The organism is Pseudomonas sp. A0308 (assembly GCF_044218815.1).
GTDB lineage: Bacteria > Pseudomonadota > Gammaproteobacteria > Pseudomonadales > Pseudomonadaceae > Aquipseudomonas > Aquipseudomonas iridis.
The window spans coordinates 3,549,368-3,572,897 of record NZ_CP162581.1 but is presented as its reverse complement, the minus strand read 5'-3'; the positions used below and the strand labels follow the sequence as shown (position 1 = coordinate 3,572,897).

The 23,530-nt window shown below is 58.7% G+C and carries 16 protein-coding genes; all 16 read right to left on the bottom strand.

All coding sequences use genetic code 11. The annotated features are described in order from the left end of the window. Nucleotides 1-211: 211 nt before the first annotated feature. Nucleotides 212-946: a hypothetical protein gene (locus AB4P92_RS16410; protein ID WP_261735517.1), complete on the bottom strand. Its 735-nt coding sequence runs from the start codon at nt 944-946 to the stop codon at nt 212-214. After that, on the bottom strand, nt 943-3,978 hold the full coding sequence (locus AB4P92_RS16405; RefSeq protein ID WP_395597888.1) for a hypothetical protein: 3,036 nt from the start codon (nt 3,976-3,978) through the stop codon (nt 943-945). The genes AB4P92_RS16410 and AB4P92_RS16405 overlap by 4 nt, the downstream gene beginning before the upstream one ends. Then, nucleotides 3,978-5,006 carry a sel1 repeat family protein gene (locus tag AB4P92_RS16400; protein WP_261735514.1) on the bottom strand — a complete coding sequence of 343 codons (1,029 nt, stop codon included), beginning with the start codon at nt 5,004-5,006 and terminating at the stop codon, nt 3,978-3,980. The genes AB4P92_RS16405 and AB4P92_RS16400 overlap by 1 nt, the downstream gene beginning before the upstream one ends. Before the next feature lie 11 nt (nt 5,007-5,017). After that, nucleotides 5,018-7,054: a type VI secretion system tip protein VgrG gene (locus AB4P92_RS16395; RefSeq protein ID WP_395597887.1), complete on the bottom strand. Its 2,037-nt coding sequence runs from the start codon at nt 7,052-7,054 to the stop codon at nt 5,018-5,020. Nucleotides 7,055-7,082: 28 nt separating this feature from the next. Next, nucleotides 7,083-8,084: a serine/threonine-protein kinase gene (locus AB4P92_RS16390; protein WP_395597886.1), complete on the bottom strand. Its 1,002-nt coding sequence runs from the start codon at nt 8,082-8,084 to the stop codon at nt 7,083-7,085. Next, nucleotides 8,081-8,809 carry a PP2C family serine/threonine-protein phosphatase gene (locus AB4P92_RS16385; protein ID WP_042561783.1) on the bottom strand — a complete coding sequence of 243 codons (729 nt, stop codon included), beginning with the start codon at nt 8,807-8,809 and terminating at the stop codon, nt 8,081-8,083. The genes AB4P92_RS16390 and AB4P92_RS16385 overlap by 4 nt, the downstream gene beginning before the upstream one ends. Then, on the bottom strand, nt 8,809-12,348 hold the full coding sequence (gene tssM / locus AB4P92_RS16380) for a type VI secretion system membrane subunit TssM (RefSeq protein ID WP_200612725.1): 3,540 nt from the start codon (nt 12,346-12,348) through the stop codon (nt 8,809-8,811). Before tssM ends, AB4P92_RS16385 begins: the two co-directional genes overlap by 1 nt. A 13-nt stretch (nt 12,349-12,361) precedes the next feature. After that, on the bottom strand, nt 12,362-13,237 hold the full coding sequence (gene icmH / locus AB4P92_RS16375; protein WP_042561785.1) for a type IVB secretion system protein IcmH/DotU: 876 nt from the start codon (nt 13,235-13,237) through the stop codon (nt 12,362-12,364). Between the two features lie 5 nt (nt 13,238-13,242). Further along, complete coding sequence (tssK, locus tag AB4P92_RS16370; RefSeq protein ID WP_007920300.1) at nt 13,243-14,574, bottom strand: type VI secretion system baseplate subunit TssK; 1,332 nt, start codon at nt 14,572-14,574, stop codon at nt 13,243-13,245. 2 nt (nt 14,575-14,576) lie between these two features. Beyond that, a complete protein-coding gene (tssJ, locus tag AB4P92_RS16365) occupies nt 14,577-15,077 on the bottom strand; it encodes a type VI secretion system lipoprotein TssJ (RefSeq protein WP_261735510.1) in 501 nt (166 codons plus the stop codon). 5 nt (nt 15,078-15,082) lie between these two features. Beyond that, entirely contained in the window at nt 15,083-16,279 is a 1,197-nt protein-coding gene (gene tagH / locus AB4P92_RS16360; RefSeq protein ID WP_042561787.1) for a type VI secretion system-associated FHA domain protein TagH, read from the bottom strand. 18 nt (nt 16,280-16,297) lie between these two features. Beyond that, on the bottom strand, nt 16,298-16,438 hold the full coding sequence (locus AB4P92_RS16355; RefSeq protein WP_003229566.1) for a hypothetical protein: 141 nt from the start codon (nt 16,436-16,438) through the stop codon (nt 16,298-16,300). Nucleotides 16,439-16,531: 93 nt separating this feature from the next. Further along, nucleotides 16,532-18,052: a sigma-54-dependent Fis family transcriptional regulator gene (locus AB4P92_RS16350; protein WP_042561789.1), complete on the bottom strand. Its 1,521-nt coding sequence runs from the start codon at nt 18,050-18,052 to the stop codon at nt 16,532-16,534. A gap of 10 nt (nt 18,053-18,062) precedes the next feature. Continuing rightward, nucleotides 18,063-20,720, bottom strand: coding sequence for a type VI secretion system ATPase TssH (gene tssH, locus AB4P92_RS16345; protein ID WP_042561790.1), 2,658 nt, complete (start codon nt 20,718-20,720; stop codon nt 18,063-18,065). Between the two features lie 11 nt (nt 20,721-20,731). Then, entirely contained in the window at nt 20,732-21,739 is a 1,008-nt protein-coding gene (gene tssG / locus AB4P92_RS16340) for a type VI secretion system baseplate subunit TssG (RefSeq protein WP_042561791.1), read from the bottom strand. Further along, the gene (gene tssF, locus AB4P92_RS16335; RefSeq protein ID WP_395597885.1) at nt 21,703-23,490 is read right to left on the bottom strand and encodes a type VI secretion system baseplate subunit TssF; all 1,788 of its coding nucleotides are present in this window, start codon (nt 23,488-23,490) and stop codon (nt 21,703-21,705) included. Before tssF ends, tssG begins: the two co-directional genes overlap by 37 nt. Between the last annotated feature and the right edge of the window lie 40 nt (nt 23,491-23,530).

Genomic DNA, 23,530 nt, shown 5'->3' with positions numbered 1-23,530 from the left:
TCCCATTTTCCTCAAAAATTTTCTCTCAGAAAAAAGGAGATAGACCATGTTTTTCGGGTAACGACTAAAACCGTAGCCTGTCCCCATTTCCCCACTGCCATTATTAAGCCAGTGAGTTAAACAGAACAGATCTGTTTGCCTTCGCAATCTACACAAAAATCGCAGTACACACCAAACAGATCCGTCCTTCCTTTGAGGCCAGAAGAGTTGATCAGAACAACTTATTTAAAGCAGCCCGATCATACCTTACGAATGCACTGTCAAGCTTTCCAGAAGACACATCAAGATAGAGCGGACTAATTAAATCACCAAACGAGTAAACGGAAAATACGTAGTTATCACCAAAGGAGTGGCTGACTTTGTCTTTCTTTACAACGCTTTCGGGACGCGAAAACCTTAGGTCATTCGGAGAATGATAGGTTCGGGATAACTTCACCCCACCAAGAGTTGAGTCTTCAACTTCGACCAATACCGGTGGCGTTGCCAACAAAGGAGCTGTAGCAACCTTGTTAGTTAAATTTTTCCACTGATCTGAAAACTCAGAAACTGTTTCTTCATATTCTTCAGTTAAAGGGCGATTCAAGCCACAAACGGCTTTGTTTATTAGAACTCCATTCTGCTCGTTCCGAATATTTGTATAAACGCAATCTATGATAACCTTCGCGCCTTGCCTACTCAACGTAAAATAGGCCTCAAACGGAGCACGCGACGCCAAATTTTCATAATGGAGGGCCTTCCCCCCATTAAATTCAACCAACTCCCTAGTTGTTTCGCCCCGACTGCCGACAACGCCTTCTATAGTTTCACTACCACCTGACCAAGTAACGGTTAGAGACTGAGCGTCGACATCGGCTGAGTACACGTCATGCGGTTCGGCGACTGCGACATCTGCCAATACGAAAGATACAATAGCCAAACCTACGTGCAATTTAATCTTCATACTCATTTGGTCTCCGGCGCAATTGATGTGGCCTTTAGTATCGCTTCGAATTTCACGGCATAACTCGCGATCAGCGCTTTTTGGTCAGAACCGTTGATTACCTTGCGCGCCCCTTCATAATCCTTGGTGGTATTATTAACGTAATCGCCAAGTTTTTTCCCAGTAAATATACCTTCCTTCATACCCCATATCATAATTGGCACAGAGTTTTCAAACCCAGCGGCCTCATCGGGATGGGAGACAAAGTCGATTCCAAAATAATCTTTCGCCTTTTGATAGTTTTTCTTCCACGTCAAATGAACGAGACCACGACCCCGATATTTAAAACCGTCCCCTTGTACCGTATTACCGTTGCCGATCGCAGTTTGTCTGCGTGTTGCGGTATCCGCAAGCACAGGATCATATTTGTCAAAATAGGAAACCGGCCCATACTCCGGCGCAGCGCTAAAATACTCAGCGATCATAAATTGATAAGCCTCGTGACGCGCCGTCGCGAACATATATGACAATTCATAGACGGTATAAATCTCTTTGGTTTTGTCTAGATATTTATTAACATTCTCTGCAATCTTACGCAAGTTAGACTTCGACGCAGCAGACAGCGGAGGCGCGTCAGCCTGGAACGAAGCATGTTGCTCAGCATACATGGCTACAAAACGCTCCACGTTTATAAATTCGGAACGGCTCATAAAGTTACTCAGCGCTTCAATGGGATGAAAATGCCAAATCAAGTCCGTACTCATGGCGGCCTTGTCTTTTAGATCCTCCCAAAACACATACTTCGTAATTCGCTCTTTCTCGTGCTTCAAGGTTTTCGGAGCGTCTTTTAAAATCACATCAAGTCGACTCCATTTGGCAGCATCTGCTCGCTCTTTCCATTCCGTAGGATGAAGCGCGATCAGCTTGGACCAGCTCGCTCTTGTCTCTGCATTTTTCAATGCAGCAGCAAGCTCTGCAGGATCAACTTCCTTATCGTCATTGGTATCCATCTTTAGGAACAGATCTTTGAAAAACTGCGGCATGCTATCCGGATCAAGAAATCCATCCGCCGTCGAGTTTGATTCCTCAACAACACTGAAGCCGAGTTTTTCCCAATCGTGCTGCGTGATTATTTCGGTTTCTTTTTTGTTTATCAGACCGGCCAATGGCAAGCCGTCTTCGATGACAGAAACCTGATAAAAATCCTCAGCGCCTTCTTTGATTGCACGGGTTTTGCTTATATTAACGGCATGGGCTTTCTTGAGCGGAGTCAAATCTGTCGCTGGCGCATTTCTCTTCAGATTTGTTCCTGCTAACAAGTGAAGGTATTGTTTCCCGACTTTCAACCCCGCGCTATTCTTCAAAAAGTCCGCTACATGGGTTTCCGCGGTGAATATCTCGACATGAACCTGATGCTTGCTTGAAACACTACCGTCCTCTCCAGACAAATTTTCCGTCAGCCCAAGATAGCCAATCGGATCGCCAGCCTTAATCCCTGTCCCCGTGAGCTCGACGGAATCAAAACTTGTTGGAATGACATCCCAAGCGACAAATTCATTCTCCACGAATGCCCAAAAACTAGTTGTCACCTCACCCGCGCCGGCAAGGTCGCCACTGATTTTCGTGCATTTCGCCATTCGTCGGGTGGCCCCCGACACCGTCAGGTTCAATACATCTTTACTGTCAAACTCAACAACGCTTCCCGGATTAAGCTGCATTGTTCCTTTTCTGGGGCCTGCGGGCTGTCCATTCTGCGGTGAAGCCGGTTCCTGATACAGATCCAGCTTTTTGATAGCAGTACCTTTTACCTTCCCTTGCCAATATTTTGGTTTATTACGCTCGGGAATCGGGTCGGCACGCCATATACGCTTTTGCTGCGAGTTCTTAAATGGCTCACTATTTTTCAGGTAAGCAAACCAGACCACACTGCCTGACAAGCGTACTTTTTGTGCGTTGTTCTTGACGCTTCCCGACAGAATCTTACCCTTGGCATAGGTAATATCCCCTGCGGCTTTTTCCTCCAATACTTCAAGTTTGGTCCCGCTGGTCAACTTTCCTGGAGAGGGCCAGCCGGATGCTTCGGGAAAACTATCGTAGGCCTTAAAGTCGTCAACCTGCATTGTCACCTTAGGCTTAGGAGTTTCCTCATCCGACAGCGGATAACGCTTATAAGGTAGCAAATGCATATAAAGGCTGAAAAAAGTCAGCTTATTTTGCTTGCCCTTATTTGGCCCATCTTCAGGATTAGGCTCGGATTTATACTCATGGCGTACAAGACAAAAAGAATTGGAATACTTCAGTTTTTTTTCATTTTCACCAAAGGTCGACTCCAAATAATCTTCGTTAAGACGATATGCCACGACCTCGCCGTCGGCCATGCAACGAATTGGTTCATTCAAAATGCACTGAGGAGCACTGGCATTGGTGATGTGAATGCCACCGTGCCAGAACTTGTTGCTGCCCAGCAAATAATGCCCGGCACTCTCGTTTTCGAGAGCCTTATAAATCTCATCCGCATCAGAAAACTGCTTACCGTCAGCTTTTCTGAATGGATATTGGAAACTCATCAGCGGAGCTGGGCCTGCCGGTGCAGGGGCCGGCGCAGGATTAGGTGCGGGTGCTGGTTGTGCGCCTCTGAATTGGGGCCTCGGGCGTAAAAACTTTTCAGGCATTGGCCAGTAACCACTACCCGCCCCATATTTGGCAGATTTCGGTCCGTTAGAAGACTGTGAACCGAAGAAATTCCCCCGATCTCGAACAGGCGACCCGGAAATGTCTTCGATGACCCCCGTGTGCCCATGAAAGTTTATCCACAGTGCAATATCGCCCGGCTGTACTTCCGCAAGCGGGATCACATCAAAATAAGTAGTGTCGGTATTTAACCCTGATGTTGTGAGGTAAGGGATCGTATATCCCGCATCCTTAAGCATTCGATACAGAAGCCCGGAGCAGTCGATTTCCTTTTTGCCATCGTTATCATGGTCAGTCTCGCCCTTGTAAGGGCCGTACTCATAACCAGTGCGATATTGCTGCCTTTGCTCAAGTAGTCCTGTGCTCATCAAAAGCTTCCTGCTTCAAAACATTGAATAGAGTTATCGCTGACGGCGCCTCGGGCTGCCAAGCGCTCAGCCAAAGCGGTAGCCGTCTTAGGGTCGGTTTTCTGAATCTTCCGGTAACACGCCATTGCACGAGGCAAGTCAGCAGGTACGAGGGCTCCTGCTTCGTACACTTCGCCTAAACGAATCAGTGCTTTAGTCGAACCTAGGCGGGCGACACGCTCCAATGTCGCTATTGATTCTTTGGGGTTAATACAACCGTGATTTTCGTCATACTCACCTTCGTCGCAATAAAAATCCGCGAGAGTCAAGCCGGCATCCGGGACTTGTTCTGAAGCTTGAATCAACAACGCTAGGATTCTGGAATTCTCCAAGCGTGGCGCTTGTCCAGAAAGACTGATTCCCGCAGCAGCGAATGCTGCTTGCGCCGAACCCTTCCGGGCGCCATCTAAATAGCTATCCAATGCCGCGGCGTACAAATAGATCCCTGATTCGGGAGACGCCTTGTTGACCAACCTGTCGAATATGACGCCTTTTTTGAGTTCCAGCTCACCGGGCGTTAATTTCTCAGACTGAGTGATCTCTTCCATCACCGCATCGATTGCCCAGTCCTCCACTCGACTCAGAGCCCAGCAATCACTGTGTTTGAAGACGAAAATCTTCAAAAAATGGCCCGCCTCATCACGGACGACCACCCTGCCAGGCACCTGGGTTTCAATAGTGAGACCTGATTTGGCAGCATTTTCCGAAAGCAGCACCTTCAACTCATCGCCGGCTATCGCGCTCAAGCTCCGTTCGATGACCTTCGGTATTTTCCCATCAGCTATCACGTGAATATGCTTCACAGGAGACGCAATAAACGCTTTCTGTGTCTCTAAGTCAGATGAAAAAATTTTGACGAAATCAGCAAAATTGCTGCTTGGGCATTGGGCGGTGCTGGACGAAGAGGCAAAGACACCCGAACTCATCCCCAAGGTCAGCAGTGCAATGGAAAACCACTTCATCTGCCTTACGTACTTGTTGGTTACCATCACGAAACTCATCACTCAGAAAACACAAAAAAAGCCTTCGGCTTAACCTTCTCAGGCGGCGCATTCAACAACGCCTGATCCATCAAACTCCCCGCCTTATCCTTATCCGCCGCACCCGGCAGCACCGGCGGCTTAATCCCGATGCCCGTGCCCGACCCAGCCGAGCCACCGGCATTGATCTTGATCACCGGCCCAACCACCGTAACCCCACCGCCATCAAGCTTGATAAAGCTCCCACCACCCAAGATGGTCAGCTCCGTCCCAGCCTCAATAACAATCTTGTCCCCAGCCTTGAGGTGAATCTCTTTCCCCACGCTAGTGAGCTGCGCCGTGCCGAGTTTGACGTGCTGGTTCTGCCCAACCGTCAGGTGATCATCCAGCTTCGCTTCGATCTTGCGGTCGGAGATCGTTGTGCGGTGTTCTTCGGCTTTGAGCTCGGTGTAGGTGTTTTTCACCACGGTGTCGTGACGCTCATTACCGACCCGAATCTTCTGGTCGTGCTCAACGTTTTCATCCCAATCACGCTGCGCATGAATGTAGATCTGCTCCGCGCCTTTCTTGTCTTCGATGCGCAGTTCGTTATACCCACCACCACCCGGTGAGCTAAGCGTTTTGAACACGCTGCGCGTCTTGTTCGCCGGCAGTGCATACGGCACCGGGTTTTCCTTGTGGTACAGGCAGCCGGTCACCAGCGGTTGGTCGGGGTCGCCTTCGAGGAAGGTGACGAGGACTTCCATGCCGATGCGCGGGATGCTGATGGCGCCGTAGCGGTCGCCGGCCCAGGAGCTGGAGACGCGCATCCAGCAGCTGGTTTTGTCGTCGGCCTGGCCTTCGCGGTCCCAGTGGAATTGCACCTTGATGCGGCCGTACTGGTCGCAGTGGATTTCTTCGCCTTTGGGGCCGGTGACGTGGGCGGTCTGGCTGCCGAGGACGCGGGGTTTCGGGTGTTCGAGGGCCGGGCGGTAGAACACGTCCCACGGAGTGGCGAGGAAGGTGTTGCGGTAGCCTTGGTGGAAGTCGTCCTTGTTGTCGGTGGTGTCGCTGGTCACGCCTTCTTCGAGGACTTGCGGCTGTTTGCCTTCGTGGACGATTTCGGTGAGCAGCCACAGGTCGTTCCACTCGCTGCGCGGGTGGTCGGACAGTTCCATGAAGTGGCCGCTGACCAGTTTGGTCTGGTCGCCGCGACCTTCGGCCTGGCGGTAGTCGGCGCGGTGGCGTTCGAGGGCGCGCTGGCTCAGGAACTTGCCGCGCGCACGCTCGATGAAGCGGCCGGGGTAGTCGTAGTCTTCCAGGTCGGGCTCAGTGCTTTCACCCTCCGGTTTGTACGCGGCCTCCATTTGCAGGCGCGGCTTTTCGAAATCGTAGTCGCGTCGGGTGACGCGGCTGGTGCGGGTTTCCAGGCGCAGTTTGAAGCCTTTGATCACCGGTTCGTCGGCAACCATGCCGCTGCCTTGCACGTAAGCGGTCGGCTGGCCGAGTTTCTGGAACACGGTCTGGTCGTCGCCGAATACCAGCAGGTGAGCTTTGTCGCTGTGCTGGAAGTGGTAGTGAATGCCTTCCTCTTCGCACAGGCGCTGGACGAAGTGCAGGTCGGTTTCGTCGTACTGCACGCAGTAGTCGCGATCCGGGCACGGCTGGCTCAGCTGGAAGCTGTAGGCGTTGCCCTTGATGCCGTGCTCTTCGAGGATCAGCGCGATGATTTTCGGCGCCGACATCTGCTGGTAGATGCGTTGGTTGGTGCGGTGATGCAGGTATTGCAGCTGCGGCACCATCGACACTTTGTAGCGGGTCAGGCGCTTGCCGGCATCGCCTTGGGCGACGCGGTAGATCTGGCCGTGGATGCCGCTGCCCTGCGGATCGAACGCCAGGAATGCCTGCTTGTGCAGAAGCTTTTCCAGGTCGAGATCGGGGTTTTCGCTGACCAGTTCGAGGTCGAAGCGATACGGCTGGCTGATGCCTTCGGTGCCGGTGAACGACAGCACTTGCAGGTCGCCGACATAGTCTTCAACCGTCAGGCTGAAGTGGGTCTCGTTAGCTGAGTTGAACATAAAGTGCTCCCTGTTCGAATGTCATCCGTTATGCCCGAAACCGCAGACGTTGCAGCCAGGATGAAGTGGCGCCCAAGGCGTCACGCAATTGTTGGGCAGTGATGGTGCGCTCTGCCGGGTCGAAGCTCAGCGCGGTTCGCAGCGCCGACCAGCCGTGTTTCGGTAAGTTCGCCGGGGCTTGCAGCTCAAGCTCCAGATGCTCGTCGCGGGCCTGGGTCGAGGGCAAGCGGCGGAACGGGTGTTTGCCGCTCGCCAGTTCATAGATCACGCAGGCCAAGCCGTACACGTCCGCGCTGGCCGACAACGGTTGGCCCTCAAGCAGTTCGGGGGCGGCGTAACCCGGGGTCCAGGCGTTGAAGCGCTCGCGGCTCAGGTGCGGCAGACCGGGCAAGGTGCCCTCTTCTGCCTGGCCCAAACCGAAGTCGAAGAGGCGCAGGCCGTCTTCGCTGAGCATGACGTTGCTCGGTTTCATGTCACCGTGCAGCACGCCGCGACAGTGGGCATAGGCCAGTGTGTCGAGCAGCGGCAGGACGATGTCGCGCAGTTCTTTCCACGGCAGGCCGAGAGGCCGCTCGCAGAGCAATTTGTCCAGGGTCAGGCCACGCATGTATTCCATGGTGATGAAGGCCAGCTGGCAGTCGGTGTCGACTTCAAAGGTGTGCGCACGCACGACGTTGTTGTGGCGCAGGCGTCGGGTCAGGGCGAACTCGCTGTAGAGCAAGGCACTGGCGTCCGGCGATTCGGCAAATTCTTCGCTGAGGATTTTCAGCGCAATGTAAGGGTCGGGATCGCCGAACTGTTCATGCAGCAGATCCCTTGCCCGGTAGACGGCGCCCATACCGCCCGCCCCGAGCAGACGCTCGAGGCGATAACGGCCCGCCAATACGTCCGGCAGTGCACCAATGCTGGCCTTGGTTGGCGCCAGCAAAGGCTCTGCATTATTGGGCTTGGCGAAGGCGAAGTAGGTCAGGTTGTTGGCCTGTTCTTCACTCATCAGCAAGTCATCGATTGGCGATTCGATTTTGGTCATTGGCGGATCACCACGGCAGTCAGGTTGTCGCGAGCGGAGCCCCGCAGGGCGCCGTCGAACAAACGTTCCAGCGCCACATGCGGCGCGCTGAGGCTGAGGGCGGTGCCGAGGGCATCGCTGCTCAGGCCCTGATACAAACCATCGCTGCACAGCAAAAACGCATCGCCCGGATACACCTCGAGTTCCAGCACATCCAGGGTCAGAGTGTCGGCCGCGCCGACGGCTCGGGTCAGTGCCTGAGCCGCCGGGTGAGCCGCCGCTTGTTCGACGCTCATTTGCTGTTCGTCGATCAGTTGCTGTTGCAGCGAATGGTCTTTGGACAGCTGATACAGACGCTGCCCGCGCCACATGTAACAACGACTGTCGCCGGCCCAGATACAGGCCGCGCGATTACCTTCCACCAGCAGCGCCACGACGGTGCTGCCCATGATGCTGTCGTGACGGCCGGCAGTGACGGTCAACTCCTGCCCCAAACGCCGGTTCAACCAGTGCAGGCACTGGCGGATGGCTTTGAGGCGTTCGTCGAAGTCGTCGTGTTGCGGCAGTTCAGCCAGGCTGGCGACGATCAACTGGCTGGCGATGTCGCCACCCTGATGACCGCCCATGCCGTCCGCGACCACCCACAGCCCCTGCTGCGGAAGGTCGAGGAAGGCATCTTCGTTGCGCGCCCGCACCTTGCCCGGGTCGGTACGCGCCGCGCTGCGCCAGGGACTGGCCACCAGCATCAGAGCTGCACCGGCATACGGAAGGTGCGCAGCACGCCGAGGTCGAACGGGTTCGGCGAGCGTTGGCTGGTCAGCAGGTAGTTGGCGCGCAGGCCGCCAACGTCAGCTTTCAGTACCAGTACGTCGCGGCCGGTCAGGTACTCGGTCTGCATCAGGTCGAACAGACGAAACAGCGACCATGGGCCGGAGTTCTTCTCGATGCCGATCGGACGCCCGGCCATTTTGTCCATGACCAGGCTGGTGCGCCCGTCTTCAGCATCGGTCGGCCATTTAAACGACATTGGCAGGATCGGGCCGTGACGGTATTCCATGGTCTTGTCGCCGAACTTGAACTCGGAACGGCTGACCGCCGGATCGAGGGTGTAAGGCTCCAGTTTGAACTGCACGGTCGGTTCGGCCGGGTTGATCGAGAAGAAGCTCTGACGAATCGTCAGCGCTGCGGCCATCTGATCGAGGTAGACCTTGGACACCGGCAGGCTGTGACCGTCGACGCTGCGCATCCGGTAGTTGCCCGGATCACCGCTGACGAACGGACGCATGTAGCTGTCGAAGAAGCGGTCGACGGTGCCTTGCGCGCGGAAGAACTCGCGGAAGTCGCTGATCGCCACGTCGCTGGTGCTGCTGGCGCTGAACGGATAACGCTTGCTGATGGTTTTGCCATACACGCTGTACAGCTCGTTCTGATAACGGCCGTTCAGGTATTGGTAAGCATCGTTGAGCACCAGGCGCCACGAGTCTTCGGCCAGCACGTTGAACCACACGCTCAGCGGACGCGGCAAACGACCGGAGGCTGCACGCAGGTTGGTCAGCGCATCACGCTGGCCGCTCATGCGGGTTTTGGCCATCTCGAACGCGGCTTGTTCCGGCGTACTGGAACGGGCCAGACCGGACAGTTGCAGTTGCAGGTCGTTGAGCGCGCTGAGGGCTGGAGTCAGGTCAGCGGCCGGACCGTTGTTGTCATCGAGCAAACGATGCAGCGGTTCAAAGCGACGTTGCAGGGATTTCTTGGCGGTGTCCGGCAGGTTTTTCGCGACGCTCAAGGCCGAAGCCTTGTCCGCTGCGGCGGCTGCCAGTTTGCCGACTTTACCCAGTTTGCCCTTCTGCCCGGCCAGCGCATCGGCGGCTTCGCCCGCTTCGTCGACCGGGTCTGCAGCGGCCTCGAAGCGCGTGTTTTCGCGCACTTCCGTCAGCAACGCGAGCACCGGCGAGTTGGCCGAAGTCAGGCCCGCCAGTTGCTCGGCGCCTTCACCGGCGTCGCTGATCGGTGGCAAGGCCACTTGGCCAACGGCCTCGCTCCAGTAGTTGGCATAGTCGCGGAAGTACAGTTGCTCCAGCTCGACCATCAGGCGACGCAAGTCCATGTCGCTGATGCCCGCGCCTTCACCCAGTACCCAGTTGTCACGCAGGATGTCGGTGACCAGCGCCGAACCCTGTACCGAGAAATACTGCTGATAACCGGTTTGCGTGTAGAAACCCGGAATCACGTACTCGGTGCCGATAAACAGCGAGCCCTGCGGGCCGAGGTGTTGGCTGAAACGGTATTCCGGCAGGTTGCGCGCCTGCTCACGAAGCATGCGATAGACCACGGTAGCCAGCGATTCGCTGCGCAGTACCTGACGCGCCTGCGTCACCAACTGATCGTTCAGCGGGTAGATGAAAGGCTGCTTCAGCAGGCGTTCGAGGTGAACGTTCAGGCCGTTCTGCACCGCCGTGTTGCCGGTGTAGCGTTGCGACCAGTCACTCGCGATCCAGTCCTTGAGCCATGCGGCATCGCGGCGATCCTTCATGTTCAGCATCAGGTACGCGCGCAGGCTGTTGAGCAGCTTTTCGCGGTCCTTCATGTTGGTGCGGATCTGCCCTTCGAGCATCGTGGCAACCCGTGGCAGCAGTTGCGCTTCGAGCTCACGCTCGTACGCCGCTTTGACCGACGGATTGATGTCTTCGCCCTGATACAGACCACCGCGCTCGTGGTACGACACGTCGCCCTTCTTCGGGAACACCTGAGTAGCGGCGTAGCTGGTGTCGAGGGTTTTCAGCACGCCCATCGCGTCATCACGCGGGGTCAGCGCCGAGCGCTGCTGAGTCCAGTTTTGCGCCAGTGTGCGCAGGTTTTCCAGACGCTCGTAGTTGGCCGAGAATCCGCCCGCCCAGAGCATGCCGAACAGTGCCAGCGCCGCCAGTGCGCCAACATACAGCGCACGTTGGCCCCAGTGGATGCGGCTGCGTTCGCGTTTGTCCAGGCCAGCCAGATCGGCTTCCGGGAAAATCACCTGGCTAAGCAGGTGGTGGATGAAGCGCGAACGACCGCTGCGCAGCGTCGGCAGCACACCGGCATTCATGCCGAGGCTGGCGCCGATGCCGGCGGTGGTCGAATCCATTTCCTGGGTCAGGTGCGGTGCGCTGGTCAGGTAGAAACCACGCAGTTGCGTGGCACGCTGATAGCGGTTGCCGGTGAACGCCATGTCGACGAACAGGCACAGACGCTCGCCGATCTGCCCCAGTTGATGCGGGAAGTCGAGGATGCGGCCACGGCGCTGGGTATCGCGCTCGGAGTGCATGCGCATGATCACCTGGCTGTTGAGGCGACGCAGCAGTTCTTCGAACTCGTTGCGCAGCACAGCCACGTCGGTGCCGACCTGTTCCTTGCGGAAACTGGTGCCCAGCACCTGATCGCTTTCTTCGCGGGTCAGTTGATCGAAGAACTCGTCGAAGCCGAGCAGCTTGTCAGCCTTGCTCAGGACCAGATACACCGGCACATCGACGTGCAGCTTCTGATGAATGTCCTGCAGACGACCGCGCACCTGGCGCGCCAGGGTGTCGATGTCCTGCTCGCTGCCACCGGTGAGGGTTTCCACCGGAATGGTCACCAGCACGCCGTTCAACGGACGGCCGCGACGACGCTTGCGCAGCAACTCGAGCAAGGTGCGCCAGGCACTGCCGTCGACTTCTGCGTCCGGTTGGGTGGTGTAGCGCCCGGCGGTGTCGATCAGCACACCGTGATCGGCGAAGTACCAGTCGCAATGACGGGTGCCGAGGGTGTCGCGGGTCAGCTTGCGGTCGATCTTGTTGATCGGGAATTCCAGACCGGAAAAGTCCAGCAGGCTGGTTTTGCCAGAGGCTTGCGGACCGATCAGCAAGTACCACGGCAAGTCACTGCGCCAGCGCTCGCTGCGACCACGATACAGGCTCGACGTCTTCAGGGTTTTCAGCGCGTCTTTGAAGCGTGCCTTCAACTCTTTCTGCTCGTCGTCGATCTGCTCTTCACGGCGGATACGATCCTGGCCGTCTTCGCTTTCTTCGACGGCTTTCTTGCGGATACCGGCGCGCCAGCTGACGAAGACCATGGTCAGGCCCCAGATCAGGAACAAGACGCTGATGGTCAGCAGACGCGAGGTCGCGCTTTCCCAGAACTTGTAATCATCAACCGCCAACAACGGGCCGACGAACCACACCAGCAGTGCCACGAACAGCACCAGCAGCAGGGTCCAGACCCAGGTCTGGCGCAGGAAGGCGCCGACTTTCTTGAAAAACTTTTTCATCACACGTCCCTGTTTACGGCTGCGACTGCGGTTGAACCGCGGCTGGATCAAGCGGCTGGTATGGTTGCAGAACGGTTTCGCGCTGCTCGCCCAAGACCCAGGCGAAGCCCGAATACATCACCACCAGACAGACGAAAGTGAACAACACCACCATCCACGCCGGCACGATGCGCACCAGACTGCGGCGCTGATCGTTGAGGCCTTCCCAGTGCGGCGACAACTCACGCGGCACGTCGCCACGCAACTGACGGATCTGGCGGTACAACGCATCGCGGATGCCTTCAAGCTCGAGCATCCCACGCGCCTGCACGCGGTACTTGCCCTCGAAACCGAGGGACAGGCACAGGTACATCAGCTCGAGCATCGGCAGGTGCTTGACCGGGTTCTTTGACAGCCGATCGAGCAGCTGGAAGAACTTCTCGCCACCGAAGGTTTCGTTGTGGAAGCTGCTGAGCAGGCTCATCTGCGACCATTCGCTTTCGTTGCCCCACGGCGTGGTCACGACGGCTTCGTCGACCACGGTGCAGAGCACGTAACGCGCGGCCATCACCTGGCTGCTTTCAGCGCCGTTGTGCAAGGCGCGCACTTCAAACAGCTTGAGCCCGGCGGTCAGGCGCTCATTGAGCGCGTAGAGGTCTTCGCGGGTTTCGCTGTGCTTGAGACGCACCACTTCCGAGAGCAGTTCGGATGACGCGGCCACAAGCGAATTGAGGCTGATATTGAACGCCTCCGCCGGGCGCAGGCGCGCGGCGTAGATCATGCGTTCTTCCAGTTGCTCGAAACGCGGTGGCGCAGCGAAGTCGGTCAGCGGACTCGATGCCGGTCCGTGGCCCTGACGATCGAGCAGGACGGTTTTGTCGTCCTGGTTGTAATCCGTTTCCTTGATCATGTCGGTCAGTTCCTGATGGCCCAGAATTTCAGTTCAAGCTCGGCAAATTCGCCGGACACGTGGAACGCGAAGCCGCCGGAGCGCTCGAGTTGTGCCAGGTCTTCGGAACTGAGTTCGAGGATGAAATAGGTTTTGTTGGAGTGGAACGCGATCTGCCGCGGGGCGACCGGTAACGGTTTGACCTTGATCCCCGGCAAGTGCAGGTTGACCAGTTGGCGGATGCGCTCCACCGGGCCGACCTTGAGGTGCGCCGGCAAGCGGTGGCGCAGTTCTTCGGAGTCGCAATTGGCACTGGCTGCCAGCACGAACGAAGCCGAGCCCAGCAGTTTGTGGTCGTGCAACGGCGACACGATGATCCCGTACTGACGCGCCTGCAGGATCAGTTCGATGGCGTGCTGTTCGAGCACCATCGACAGCACCTGACGGATCGCTTCCATCAGTTTGCGAAAGCTCCCACCCTGGTCGGCGTGGGAGTAGCGGCTGTCCAGACGCGGACGTTTGCTCTCGCCGGAGAAGGTCGCCAGATCGCCGAGCATGGTCAGCAGCGTGCGATACAACTCTTCCGGGTGCACCTGCTCCAGGCCCAGATAGTGGCGCAGCAGCAGTTCGGTGCGGTTGATCAGTTGCAGCATCATGAAGTCACCGACCTCGGCGCCGCCGACCTTGCCGTTGGAGCGAATGCGCTCGGCAATGGTGTCGCCCCGGTGGTTGAGCATGCTGATGACTTCTTTCAGACACGACAGCAGATAGCTGGACGCGTGAGCCTGAATATAAGTCGGCACGAAGTCCGGATCGAGGCTGATCACGCCGTCGGGCGTGGTGTCGAGCACGTCGCAGATCTTCAGCTTCACGTAGGCCTGATCGCTCTGCTGCTCGCCGAGCAACAGTTTGAAATCCGGGCGACCACAGCTGACCTGGCTGGCGGAATCGTCGCCGGCGTTGGAGTCGGCCACTTCGGCGTCATACGCGGTGTAACGCGCCAGCACGTCGGATTGCTCCGGACGTCGCGACTCGATGTGGTTACCCGTGACCAGCGGCAGCGCCAGATAGATCGGCGTGTTGCCGGTGTTCGGCGGCACATCCAGCGCCAGCGGTTCGGTGTTGCCACCGAGTTCGAACAGGCTGCCGTCCGGCAGAATCCCCGAGGCTTCACTGATCACCAGTTTGCCCATGTTGAGGAACTGCAAGTCGATCTCCAGATTGAGGAAACCCCAGGTGTAACCACCGAGCAATTGGGTGCGGGTTTTCATCTGGTGATCGTAATAGCGATCGTTGTGCTGGAAGTGCTGCGGACGCAGCAACATGCCTTCCTGCCAAATGACTTTATGGGTATTCATGTTCAGTCATCCGCCTTGGCGAGCACTTGATTTGTGTTGCGGATGCCGGTCTGGTCCAGAGTCAGATCGACTTCGGTGACTTCCAGCGGAGTGATCTGCACCGTGTAGCGCCATTGGCTTTCCGGCAAGTCGCGGTAAGCGGCGAGAACGCCAACATAAAGGCTGCCCTCTTCCACCTTGAGCTTCATTTCCAAGGTTTCACCCGGGCGCAGTTCGAGTTCTTCGCTGGCCACCAGATCCGGGTTGAGGGATTCCTTGGCGCGCTCGTAAAGGCTGAAGAAATCGGCATTCTCGAACGTCACCGGGTGCTTGAGTTCGAACAGGCGCACCACAATCGGCGACGGGCGACCGTTGAGGTCCGGGTTGAGCTGATCGCTGCCAGTCAGTTTCAGGTTGATCTTGGTCACTTTCGAGTACGGCGACAGCGACGAGCAACCGGCGAGCAGCACCAGCACGGTGAGCGCAGTCAGCGTCTTGAAAAAAGCGGTCGAACGGCGAGACATGCGCATCATCCTTGGTGGTCGGTGTGGAGGGTGGAGATCAGGCGGATCTGTTCTTCGTAAGCCTGGGCGAAGTCGCGGGCCAGCAGACGCTCGCTCCAGTCATCGTCCTGACGCAGCGCCTGGTGATAACGACCAAACGCTCTCCAGCGCCCGCCGGACGTCGCGATCAGCGGCTTGCTGTCGCGCTCGAAACGCAAGGTCAGTTGCTCGGGCGAGAAGTGCTCCAGCGTGCCGCGCACGGCGGCGCGGCTGGCGGTCAGCAGTGCCACTTGATGCGCCTGCAAATCGCGGAACGCGCGGGAGATGGCTTGCTCGGCCGGCAGATGCCCGGGCTTGCTTGGCTGCAACAGAATCTCCAGCGCTTCGCTCGGATCGACGGCGAATTTCAGCGGGTTTTTGTTGGTGCCTTGCACGGTGGTCTGGGCCAGACGCAGTTCGTTTTTCAGCTCCGAGCGGGTACGCAGGCTCTGCTGCAAACCGCCGACGCTCTGACGCAGCAAACGCGCGGCGTTCAGCGCCAGGGCTTCGCGTTCGTCGTGGCTGAGGCCTTTGACATCGACACCCAGCGCAGCACCGAAGTGCTCCCAGAAACCTTCGCTCTGACGCTCGACGGCTTTCGGTGCCGGAGCGGGTTCAGGTTCTGCGGGCGCGGCGATCAGCTCCGGCACCATCAGGCTTTCCATGTCGATGCGCGCGTAGTCGGCACGCTGACGGGAGTCTTCAGGCTTGGTGTTCGGCGCCAGCAGTTCGTCGATTTCCGAGTACACGCGCTCTTGCTGTTCGAGGGCGTTGAGCGGGTCGAGATCGAGGAACGCGTCGTCCGGAATGATGCTGCCGGCCGCACGCGGGCGGCCGACTTCGCCGTCGAAGGTCGCCGGGTCACGCACAAGGCGCGCGCGAATTTCGAAGTCGCCGAGCACGTAAGTGCTGCCGTGCTCGATGCGCATCGGTTCGCCCTTGTGCAGGCGTGCGCCGCTTGTGCCGTCCTGAACACCGTTGCTGCTGGTGTCGGTCAGGAAAAACGTGCCTTCGCGGTAGCTGACAATCGCGTGGTGATTGGACAGATGACGCTTGCGGTCAGGGATGATCCAGTCGCAGTCCTCGCCCCGTCCGATCACGCCGCCGGCCTGTTTGAAGGTCTTCTGGCACAACTCGGTGGGCACGAACTGCTTGGTGTTCAGCATTTCGAAAACCAGTTCCATGTTTGATGCTCCTTGCGGTCACTTGCCGCGATTGACCGCTTGCGGATCACCCAACGGGCGATAGTCGTTGTCGTTGAATTTGTAATTGCCGCTACAGCCGCCAAGGCCGCATAGAACGACGAGGGTCAGCAGGACAGCGTGCCAGTGACGAACAGACATCAGAGGGTCTCCAGGGGTAGACAAAGCACAAAGCGCCGACCCTTGCGGGCGGCGCTGAAACAGGTTTTTCGAGGAGAAAACGATGATCGTTGCCTACCCATCGAAATCTCCCAGATTGATGTTCAACCGCCCGAGGCGGTACAGCAGGGTGCGGCGTGGCAGGCCCAATTCGCGGGCGGCGAGGGTCTGGTTGCCGTCGTTCTTGCGCAGGCAATCGAGCAGCAATGTGCGTTCGACCCGCTCCATGCGCTCGCGCAGATTCAAGCCGCTGTTGTCTTCGGGCATCGGCTCCATACGCAAGGAAAAATGCTCGGCAAGTAACTCACCGCCCTCGCACAGCAACACCGCGCGCTCGACCAATGCCTTGAGTTCGCGAACGTTGCCGGGGAAGGTGTAACCGGACAAATGTTCCAGCGCCGGGGCCGACCAGCGCACCGGATCACGCTGCAGGAATGTGCAGGTCTTTTCGGCGAAGTGCCGCGCCAGGTCGAGGATGTCGCCTTCGCGCTGACGCAGGGCCGGCAGTTCGATGGGGAATTGCGCGAGTCGGTAATACAAGTCCTCGCGGAATTTGCCTTCGCTGACCAGCACTGACAAATCGCGGTGCGTCGCGGCGATGATGCGCACATCAATCTTGTGCGTGTCGTTGGAACCCAGCGGGCGGATCTCGCCCTCCTGCAACACGCGCAAGATCTTCGCCTGGAGCGACAGCGGCATGTCGCCGATTTCGTCGAGCAACAGCGTGCCACCGTTGGCCGCATCGAACAGCCCGGCGCGGTCGCGGTCGGCACCTGTGAACGCGCCTTTGCGATAGCCAAACAGCTCGCTTTCCAGCAGGTTCTCGGGGAACGCCGCGCAGTTCTGCACGATGAACGCCTGAGAACGACGCGGCCCGCAATCGTGAATCGCCCGCGCGACCACTTCCTTGCCGGTACCGGTCTCGCCGCGCAACAGCACGGTGTACGGGCTGTGCAGGACTTTGCTGATCAGCGAATAGGTCTGGCGAATCGCAGCGCTTTTGCCGATAAGCCCGTAACCACTGATGCTCGGCACGCTGCGTACCGCTGACGCCTGAACATCCAGTGGCTGGCGCAGGCGTTGCAGCAAGTGCAGTTGGCCGAGCACGAACGAGCCGAGCTGGCCGAGGGAATCGGCAAAGCCTTGCAGATCCATGCGACGACGGCTGGCACACAGCAGCAGACCTTCCACAGCCTTGTGCTGATTGACCAGTGGCACGCACAACAATGATTGCCACGGCGAAGACGCGGCCGGCAGGAAACTGGTTTCGTGCAGGCTGGCGCCAAGGTCATCGAGGCACACCACGCGGTTCTGGCACAGGGCGAACTGCAGCAATTGCTCACCGTTGTAATCCGCCGGCAGGCTCGCCGCCTGGCGCGGTTGCAACGCGCCGTCGAGGCACTCGGCGTTCATCCCAAGGCAGGTGTGGGTGGCATCGAGCAGATACAGCTGCGTCAGTTCGCAACCGCTCAGCTCGGCAAGCCCACGCACAAAATCACCCAGCAGCGCAGCACCGTCCGCCGCACGCGACAGGCTGGCAAACTGCGCCAGCAACGCTTCGGCGTAAGCCAGCGGCTGCGGCACTTGAGTGAACATCACGCCCACCTCAGGCGAACTCGCACGTCACGCTGGCGTTGCCGTCGAGCGTGGCATGCACGCGCTTGAGGCTTTCACCCGTGGCCATGGCATCGAGCAAGCGATCGGCTACCAGTGGCAGCACATGCTGATCGAGCAGATGGTCGATCAGACGCGCGCCGCTGTCGCTTTGCGTGCAGCGCTCGGACAGATGATCGACGAGGTTCTGGCACCAGCTGAAATCCAGCTGACGACGGTTCAGGCGCTCGCCCAGGCGACCGAGTTTGATCTCGATCAGCTCGCGCAACACCGGGCCACCGACCGGGTAGTAAGGCACCACTTTCATCCGCGCCAGCAGGGCGGGTTTGAAATGTTTGCTGAGTACCGGGCGAATGGTCTCTTCGAGCACTTCGGCGGTCGGCCGCGCGCCGCCTTCGCAGAGGTCGCTGATGCGGTCGCTGCCCAGGTTCGAGGTCATCAGGATCAACGTGTTGCGGAAATCGATCTCGCGACCTTCGCCGTCGTTGGCCACGCCTTTGTCGAAGATTTGGTAGAACAGGTTGAGCACGTCCGGATCAGCCTTCTCGACTTCATCGAGCAGCACCACCGAATACGGTTTCTGGCGCACGGCTTCGGTGAGCATGCCGCCCTCGCCGTAACCGACGTAGCCCGGTGGTGCACCGATCAGGCGGGAAACGGTGTGCTTCTCCTGGAACTCGGACATGTTGATGGTGGTAATGAAACGGTCGCCGCCGTACAGCAGGTCAGCGAGGGCCAGCGCGGTTTCGGTTTTACCGACGCCGCTCGGGCCGACCAGCAGGAACACGCCGACCGGCGCGTCAGGTTTGTTCAGGCCAGCAGCAGTCGCGCGCATCGAGCGATCCAGTGCGTGCACGGCTTGCTCCTGACCACGGATGCGCGTGCGCAAGTCGGTGGCGAAACTGGCGACCTTGGCGTTGTGCTCACGGGCCAGTTGCGCCAGTGGCACGCCGGTCCAGGCGCTGATCACTTCGGCGACCAGACGCGGGCAGACTTCGAAGCTGACCAGGCGTTCTTTGACCTGGGCGGCGGTGAGTGCGCTGTGGGTTTCGTTGAGTTGGGCTTCCAGCGCTGCGACGCTTTGGCCTTCTTCGACTTCGGCGGCCAGGGTTTCGATGACGGTGCCTTCGGCGTCTTCCTCAACCGATACGGTCGGCTCGACGGCAGCGGCTTCGCGCGCCTTGGCCAGTTGCTGACGCAGGTCCAGCAAGCGCTCGGCCAGTGCCTTTTGTTCAGTCCACAGGGTTTCAAGCGCGACCATTTCGTCTTCGGCTTCTTCCAGTCGCGCTTCCAGTGCATCCAGCGCTTCGTGGTCGATCAGCAAACCGGCCTCGGCATCGCGGCGCAGGGCCTGACGCTGACGACCACCTTCGGCCAGTTCGCCACGCAGACGCTCAAGGCTTTCCGGCGCAGCGGCGAGGCTGATGCGTACGCGGGCGCAAGCAGTGTCGAGGACATCGACGGCTTTGTCCGGCAGTTGCCGACCCGCCAGATAACGCGCGGACAGTTCAGCCGCCGACACCACCGCGTCGTCGCGCAGGTAAATGCCGTGGCTCTTCTCGTAGACCTGGGCCAGGCCACGGAGGATGGTCACCGCTTCGCTGACGGTTGGTTCGTGCAGTTGAACTGGCTGGAAACGACGGGCCAGCGCCGGGTCTTTCTCGAAGTATTTCTTGTACTCGGCCCAGGTGGTCGCAGCGATGGTGCGCAGTTCGCCACGGGCCAGTGCAGGTTTCAGCAGGTTGGCCGCATCGGAACCGCCAGCGTTGCCGCCCGCGCCGATCAGGGTGTGGGCTTCGTCGATGAACAGAATGATCGGTTTTGGCGAAGCTTTGACTTCGTCGATCACACCTTTGAGACGACGCTCGAATTCACCTTTGACGCTGGCGCCGGCCTGCAACAGGCCCATGTCCAGCGACAGCAGTTCAACGCCTTTGAGCACTTGCGGCACTTCACCGGCAGCGATGCGCGAAGCCAGACCTTCGACGATGGCGGTTTTACCGACACCAGCCTCACCGACCACGATCGGGTTGTTCTTGCGGCGACGAGCGAGGATGTCGACCATCTGACGGATCGCGCCATCGCGGCACAGCACCGGATCGAGTTTGCCGTCACGGGCCTGTTGAGTCAGGTTGTGAGTGAAGCGCTGCAACAGCGATTCGCCCTGCGCGGCCGGTTTACCGTTGGCCGCCGGTTGCTCCTTTTGCGACAGGGCAAATTCTTTCAGGCGATCGATATTCAGCTTGGCGAGCAGCGGCTGATAACGACTGCCGGCGTAACGCATCGGGTTGCGCAGCAAGGCGAGTATCAACGCAGCGTCTTCGACCTGGGTCTGGCCCAGTTCGAGGTTGGCCACCAGCAGCGCGTCTTGCAGCCATTGCACCAGTTCCGGGGCAAATACCGGGTTGCGCGAAGCGCTGTGCTCGACCCGCGATTGCAGCGCGGCGCTGAGTTCACCGGCATCGACATCGGCGTCCTGCAACGCGCGTGCGAGCAAGCCATTCGGACGCTCCAGGAGGCCAAGCATCATGTCTTCGACGAGGATCTTGCTACCGCCACGGGCTACACAGCGCTCAGCCGAACGCTCCAGATCACGACGGGTTTCGGCGTCCAGCGCCTGAATGAGTTGTTGCAGGTCTACGTTGATCATGGCTCACGTCCTTAATGAATTTTGCTGCCCAGTGTCACCACGCCGTCCGCCTTCTCGCGGCCCAGCCAACTGGTCCAGCCGAGGCGACAGGCGTTCTGCTCACCGATGCGCAGTTCGCGGATTTCTTCCTGGCGCAAGACCAGGCGAATGTCGTAATCGAGCGGGTCACGCAGGGTGAACCGCACCAGCGCGCAGAGCGGCTGGTAACCAAAACCGATCGGCAGGAATTCGTGGAATCGCTGCCAGTCGAGTTGGGTGATATGAATGCGGAATTTGCCGCTGCGGTCGCGCACGCGCTCACCGAGCACCAGGTCCTCGCCAAGCACGCTGTTGTCGCGGCCCAAACGATTGCGCTGCTCGTCGAGAATTTCCACGCGGCGCTCGATGCACTGCTCGATGACCAGGTCTTCGTGCTTGAAGTAGTAACGCAGCACGGCCTCGATCAACGCCGCCGAGTGCGCCCGCAAACTGAGCAGGCCGAGGTACGGCAGCAGGCGTTTCCAGTTGAGTTCCTTGGCCTTGCGAATCTCGTCGCCACCCAGGCCGATCAGTGCGAACAGCTGCGACGAAAACGGGTCAATCGCCCCGCTCTGGAAACTCGCGCGATAGCGGTACTTGCGCCAGATCGGCAGCATCAGCCGTTGCAGGCGATGGTGGAACAGGTCGAGGAAATTGCGCGTCGGGTTGCCGTCTTCGCTGTCGCCCAAGGCTTGTTCGCCGTAGAACGCCGGCAGCGGTGAACCGGAACCGACCAGGCCGATCAGGTTGAAACGCACGCGCGCGCGCATCTGCCCGTGCTCTTCGAAAAACTCCACGCGATCGACATCGCTGCGCGGAAATCCGAGGCTCGGGTTGGCCTGGAACTCGACCTGATCGTACAGATCGTCTTCGCTCAGGTGCGGGTGTGCCTCGCGCAGCCGGTCGATCACCAACAGCACGGCCTGAAACAGCGAGTACTCGCGTATTACCCGGGTCAGCCCGCTTAAAGCAGGGGCTGAAGGCCCATACGTGGTGTCCATTGGTACACCTCTCCCTGTGTGCTTTTTACCCGCAGCTCATGGAATGAATTGAGACTGGCGTAAAGCGCGAAAAACTCGTTAAGAACCGAAGCGAAAACGAACAGGTCGCCTTCGCCGATATACCCTTCCGGATCGATGGTCAGCTCGGTGCGCAAACCGCGCACCGGCAGGCCACGGTGAAGCCGATCGACGTGGTGGTGCTTGATATGTTTGAGGCCGCCGAGCAGGCGCTTGCTGACTTTCTCCGCGTGCTGGTCGTAGTAGCGCGGCAGGTCGTAGGTTTCCAGAATCACCTTCAACGCATTGACGTCGGCCAGCGACAGATAGTTAAGCGACATGTTGCTGATCAGCTTCCACAGGAAGTCACGGTTCAGCGGCGGCGCGAAGCTTGGGGTGGCCGGAGTGATGTTGCGGAAACTCAAGAACTCCGGCGTCTCTTCGCAGGCCATGCAGATGTCGCCGAGCTTGAGCTTCTTCGGCAGGTTCTGGTTGGTGCACATCAGCTCGATCGACAGCGTTTCGTGAGCTTCGGTGTGGCGGATGCCGAAGCTCAGGTAGGTGTCGAGGCCATCGTGCAGCAGCGACGAACGCTGACGGATGCTGTAATGCGGACGGCTGTTGGGCACGTCGAAACTCGGGTCGTGCTCGAAGGATTCGAACGGCACGTATTCCTGATAACCGAGGCCGCCGGGCTTCCATCCCGTCACGGTTTCCACCGAGAACACGCCGCAGTTTTCCAGATCGTATTCCGCCGGCAGCAGCAGGTATTCGTCCTGCTTGCCGTCGAGGCGAATCGGCAGCGCGTCGTGCTCGAACAGATTGACGATCGGCGTGCAGAACAGCTTCACGTTATCCAGCGTCGGCCGCATGCGCATGATGCCGCTCTTGCGAATGTCGAAACGCAATTCCAGGCCGCGCATCTGCTTGAGGGTGTCTTCGGGCAGCGCCTTGAGAATGTCCAGACCGTTGACGTCGACGAACAGGAATTTGTCCTGGAAGGCGAAGTATTCCTGCAGGTAGCGATAACCACGGAAGGTGTTCAGCGGATACGGGATCAACGCTTCTTCTTCGGCAAAGCCCACTGGTTTGACGCGATCACCGGGAATCTTGAACGCCATCGGTTTGCCGCTGACGCCATCAATCGGCTTGCCGGCGCCGTCGAGCGGGATCAGCTCGATGCCTTCGAGGTTGCGCAGCAGGCTCAAATACAGCATCTGGCTGATGTAGCGCTCACCGGCAAAGTGCAGGCGCAGCTTGCTCAGTTCCAGTTCGCCGAGGTGGCCGTCGGCGCTCATTTCCAGACGCAGGCTGAGCAGCGAACCGTCGCCCTTCACCGAGTAATTCAGCGCGGCCAGATCCAGCGGCAACACTTCAGTCGGGTAGCAGGTGCGGAAGCGGCAACGCACATCTTCGATCGGTTTGCTTTCCACCGGCGTATCGCGCGAGACCACCAGCGCCGGGCCGGAACGCTTGAGCGGATCGAACTGCAAAATGCTGAACGCCGGCAGCGGGCGCATGTAGTTGGGCCACAGCAACTGCATCAGCGAATGGCTGAGCTCCGGCAACTCGTCATCAAGCTTCTGGCGCAGGCGCCCGGTCAGAAACGCAAAGCCTTCCAGCAACCGCTCCACATCCGGATCCCGCCCGGCCTGCCCCAGATACGGCGCCAACGCCGGACTACGCTCGGCGAAACGGCGACCGAGTTGGCGCAGTGCGGTGAGTTCGCTTTGGTAGTAGTGGTTAAAGGACACGGGTTACCTGCCTGGTAGTGGAACTCATGGAAAAACTGTC

Excerpts from the sequence above, each read along its gene's own strand:
- tssK (WP_007920300.1), bottom strand. The coding sequence starts at position 14,574 with ATGAATACCCATAAAGTCATTTGGCAGGAAGGCATGTTGCTGCGTCCG.
- AB4P92_RS16385 (WP_042561783.1), bottom strand. The coding sequence starts at position 8,809 with ATGCTGGTGGCCAGTCCCTGGCGCAGCGCGGCGCGTACCGACCCGGGC.
- tssH (WP_042561790.1), bottom strand. The coding sequence starts at position 20,720 with ATGATCAACGTAGACCTGCAACAACTCATTCAGGCGCTGGACGCCGAA.
- AB4P92_RS16405 (WP_395597888.1), bottom strand. The coding sequence starts at position 3,978 with ATGAGCACAGGACTACTTGAGCAAAGGCAGCAATATCGCACTGGTTAT.
- tssJ (WP_261735510.1), bottom strand. The coding sequence starts at position 15,077 with ATGTCTCGCCGTTCGACCGCTTTTTTCAAGACGCTGACTGCGCTCACC.
- AB4P92_RS16410 (WP_261735517.1), bottom strand. The coding sequence starts at position 946 with ATGAGTATGAAGATTAAATTGCACGTAGGTTTGGCTATTGTATCTTTC.
- AB4P92_RS16390 (WP_395597886.1), bottom strand. The coding sequence starts at position 8,084 with ATGACCAAAATCGAATCGCCAATCGATGACTTGCTGATGAGTGAAGAA.
- AB4P92_RS16395 (WP_395597887.1), bottom strand. The coding sequence starts at position 7,054 with ATGTTCAACTCAGCTAACGAGACCCACTTCAGCCTGACGGTTGAAGAC.
- AB4P92_RS16355 (WP_003229566.1), bottom strand. The coding sequence starts at position 16,438 with ATGTCTGTTCGTCACTGGCACGCTGTCCTGCTGACCCTCGTCGTTCTA.
- tssG (WP_042561791.1), bottom strand. The coding sequence starts at position 21,739 with ATGGACACCACGTATGGGCCTTCAGCCCCTGCTTTAAGCGGGCTGACC.
- AB4P92_RS16350 (WP_042561789.1), bottom strand. The coding sequence starts at position 18,052 with ATGTTCACTCAAGTGCCGCAGCCGCTGGCTTACGCCGAAGCGTTGCTG.
- tssM (WP_200612725.1), bottom strand. The coding sequence starts at position 12,348 with ATGAAAAAGTTTTTCAAGAAAGTCGGCGCCTTCCTGCGCCAGACCTGG.
- AB4P92_RS16400 (WP_261735514.1), bottom strand. The coding sequence starts at position 5,006 with ATGGTAACCAACAAGTACGTAAGGCAGATGAAGTGGTTTTCCATTGCA.
- tagH (WP_042561787.1), bottom strand. The coding sequence starts at position 16,279 with ATGGAACTGGTTTTCGAAATGCTGAACACCAAGCAGTTCGTGCCCACC.
- icmH (WP_042561785.1), bottom strand. The coding sequence starts at position 13,237 with ATGATCAAGGAAACGGATTACAACCAGGACGACAAAACCGTCCTGCTC.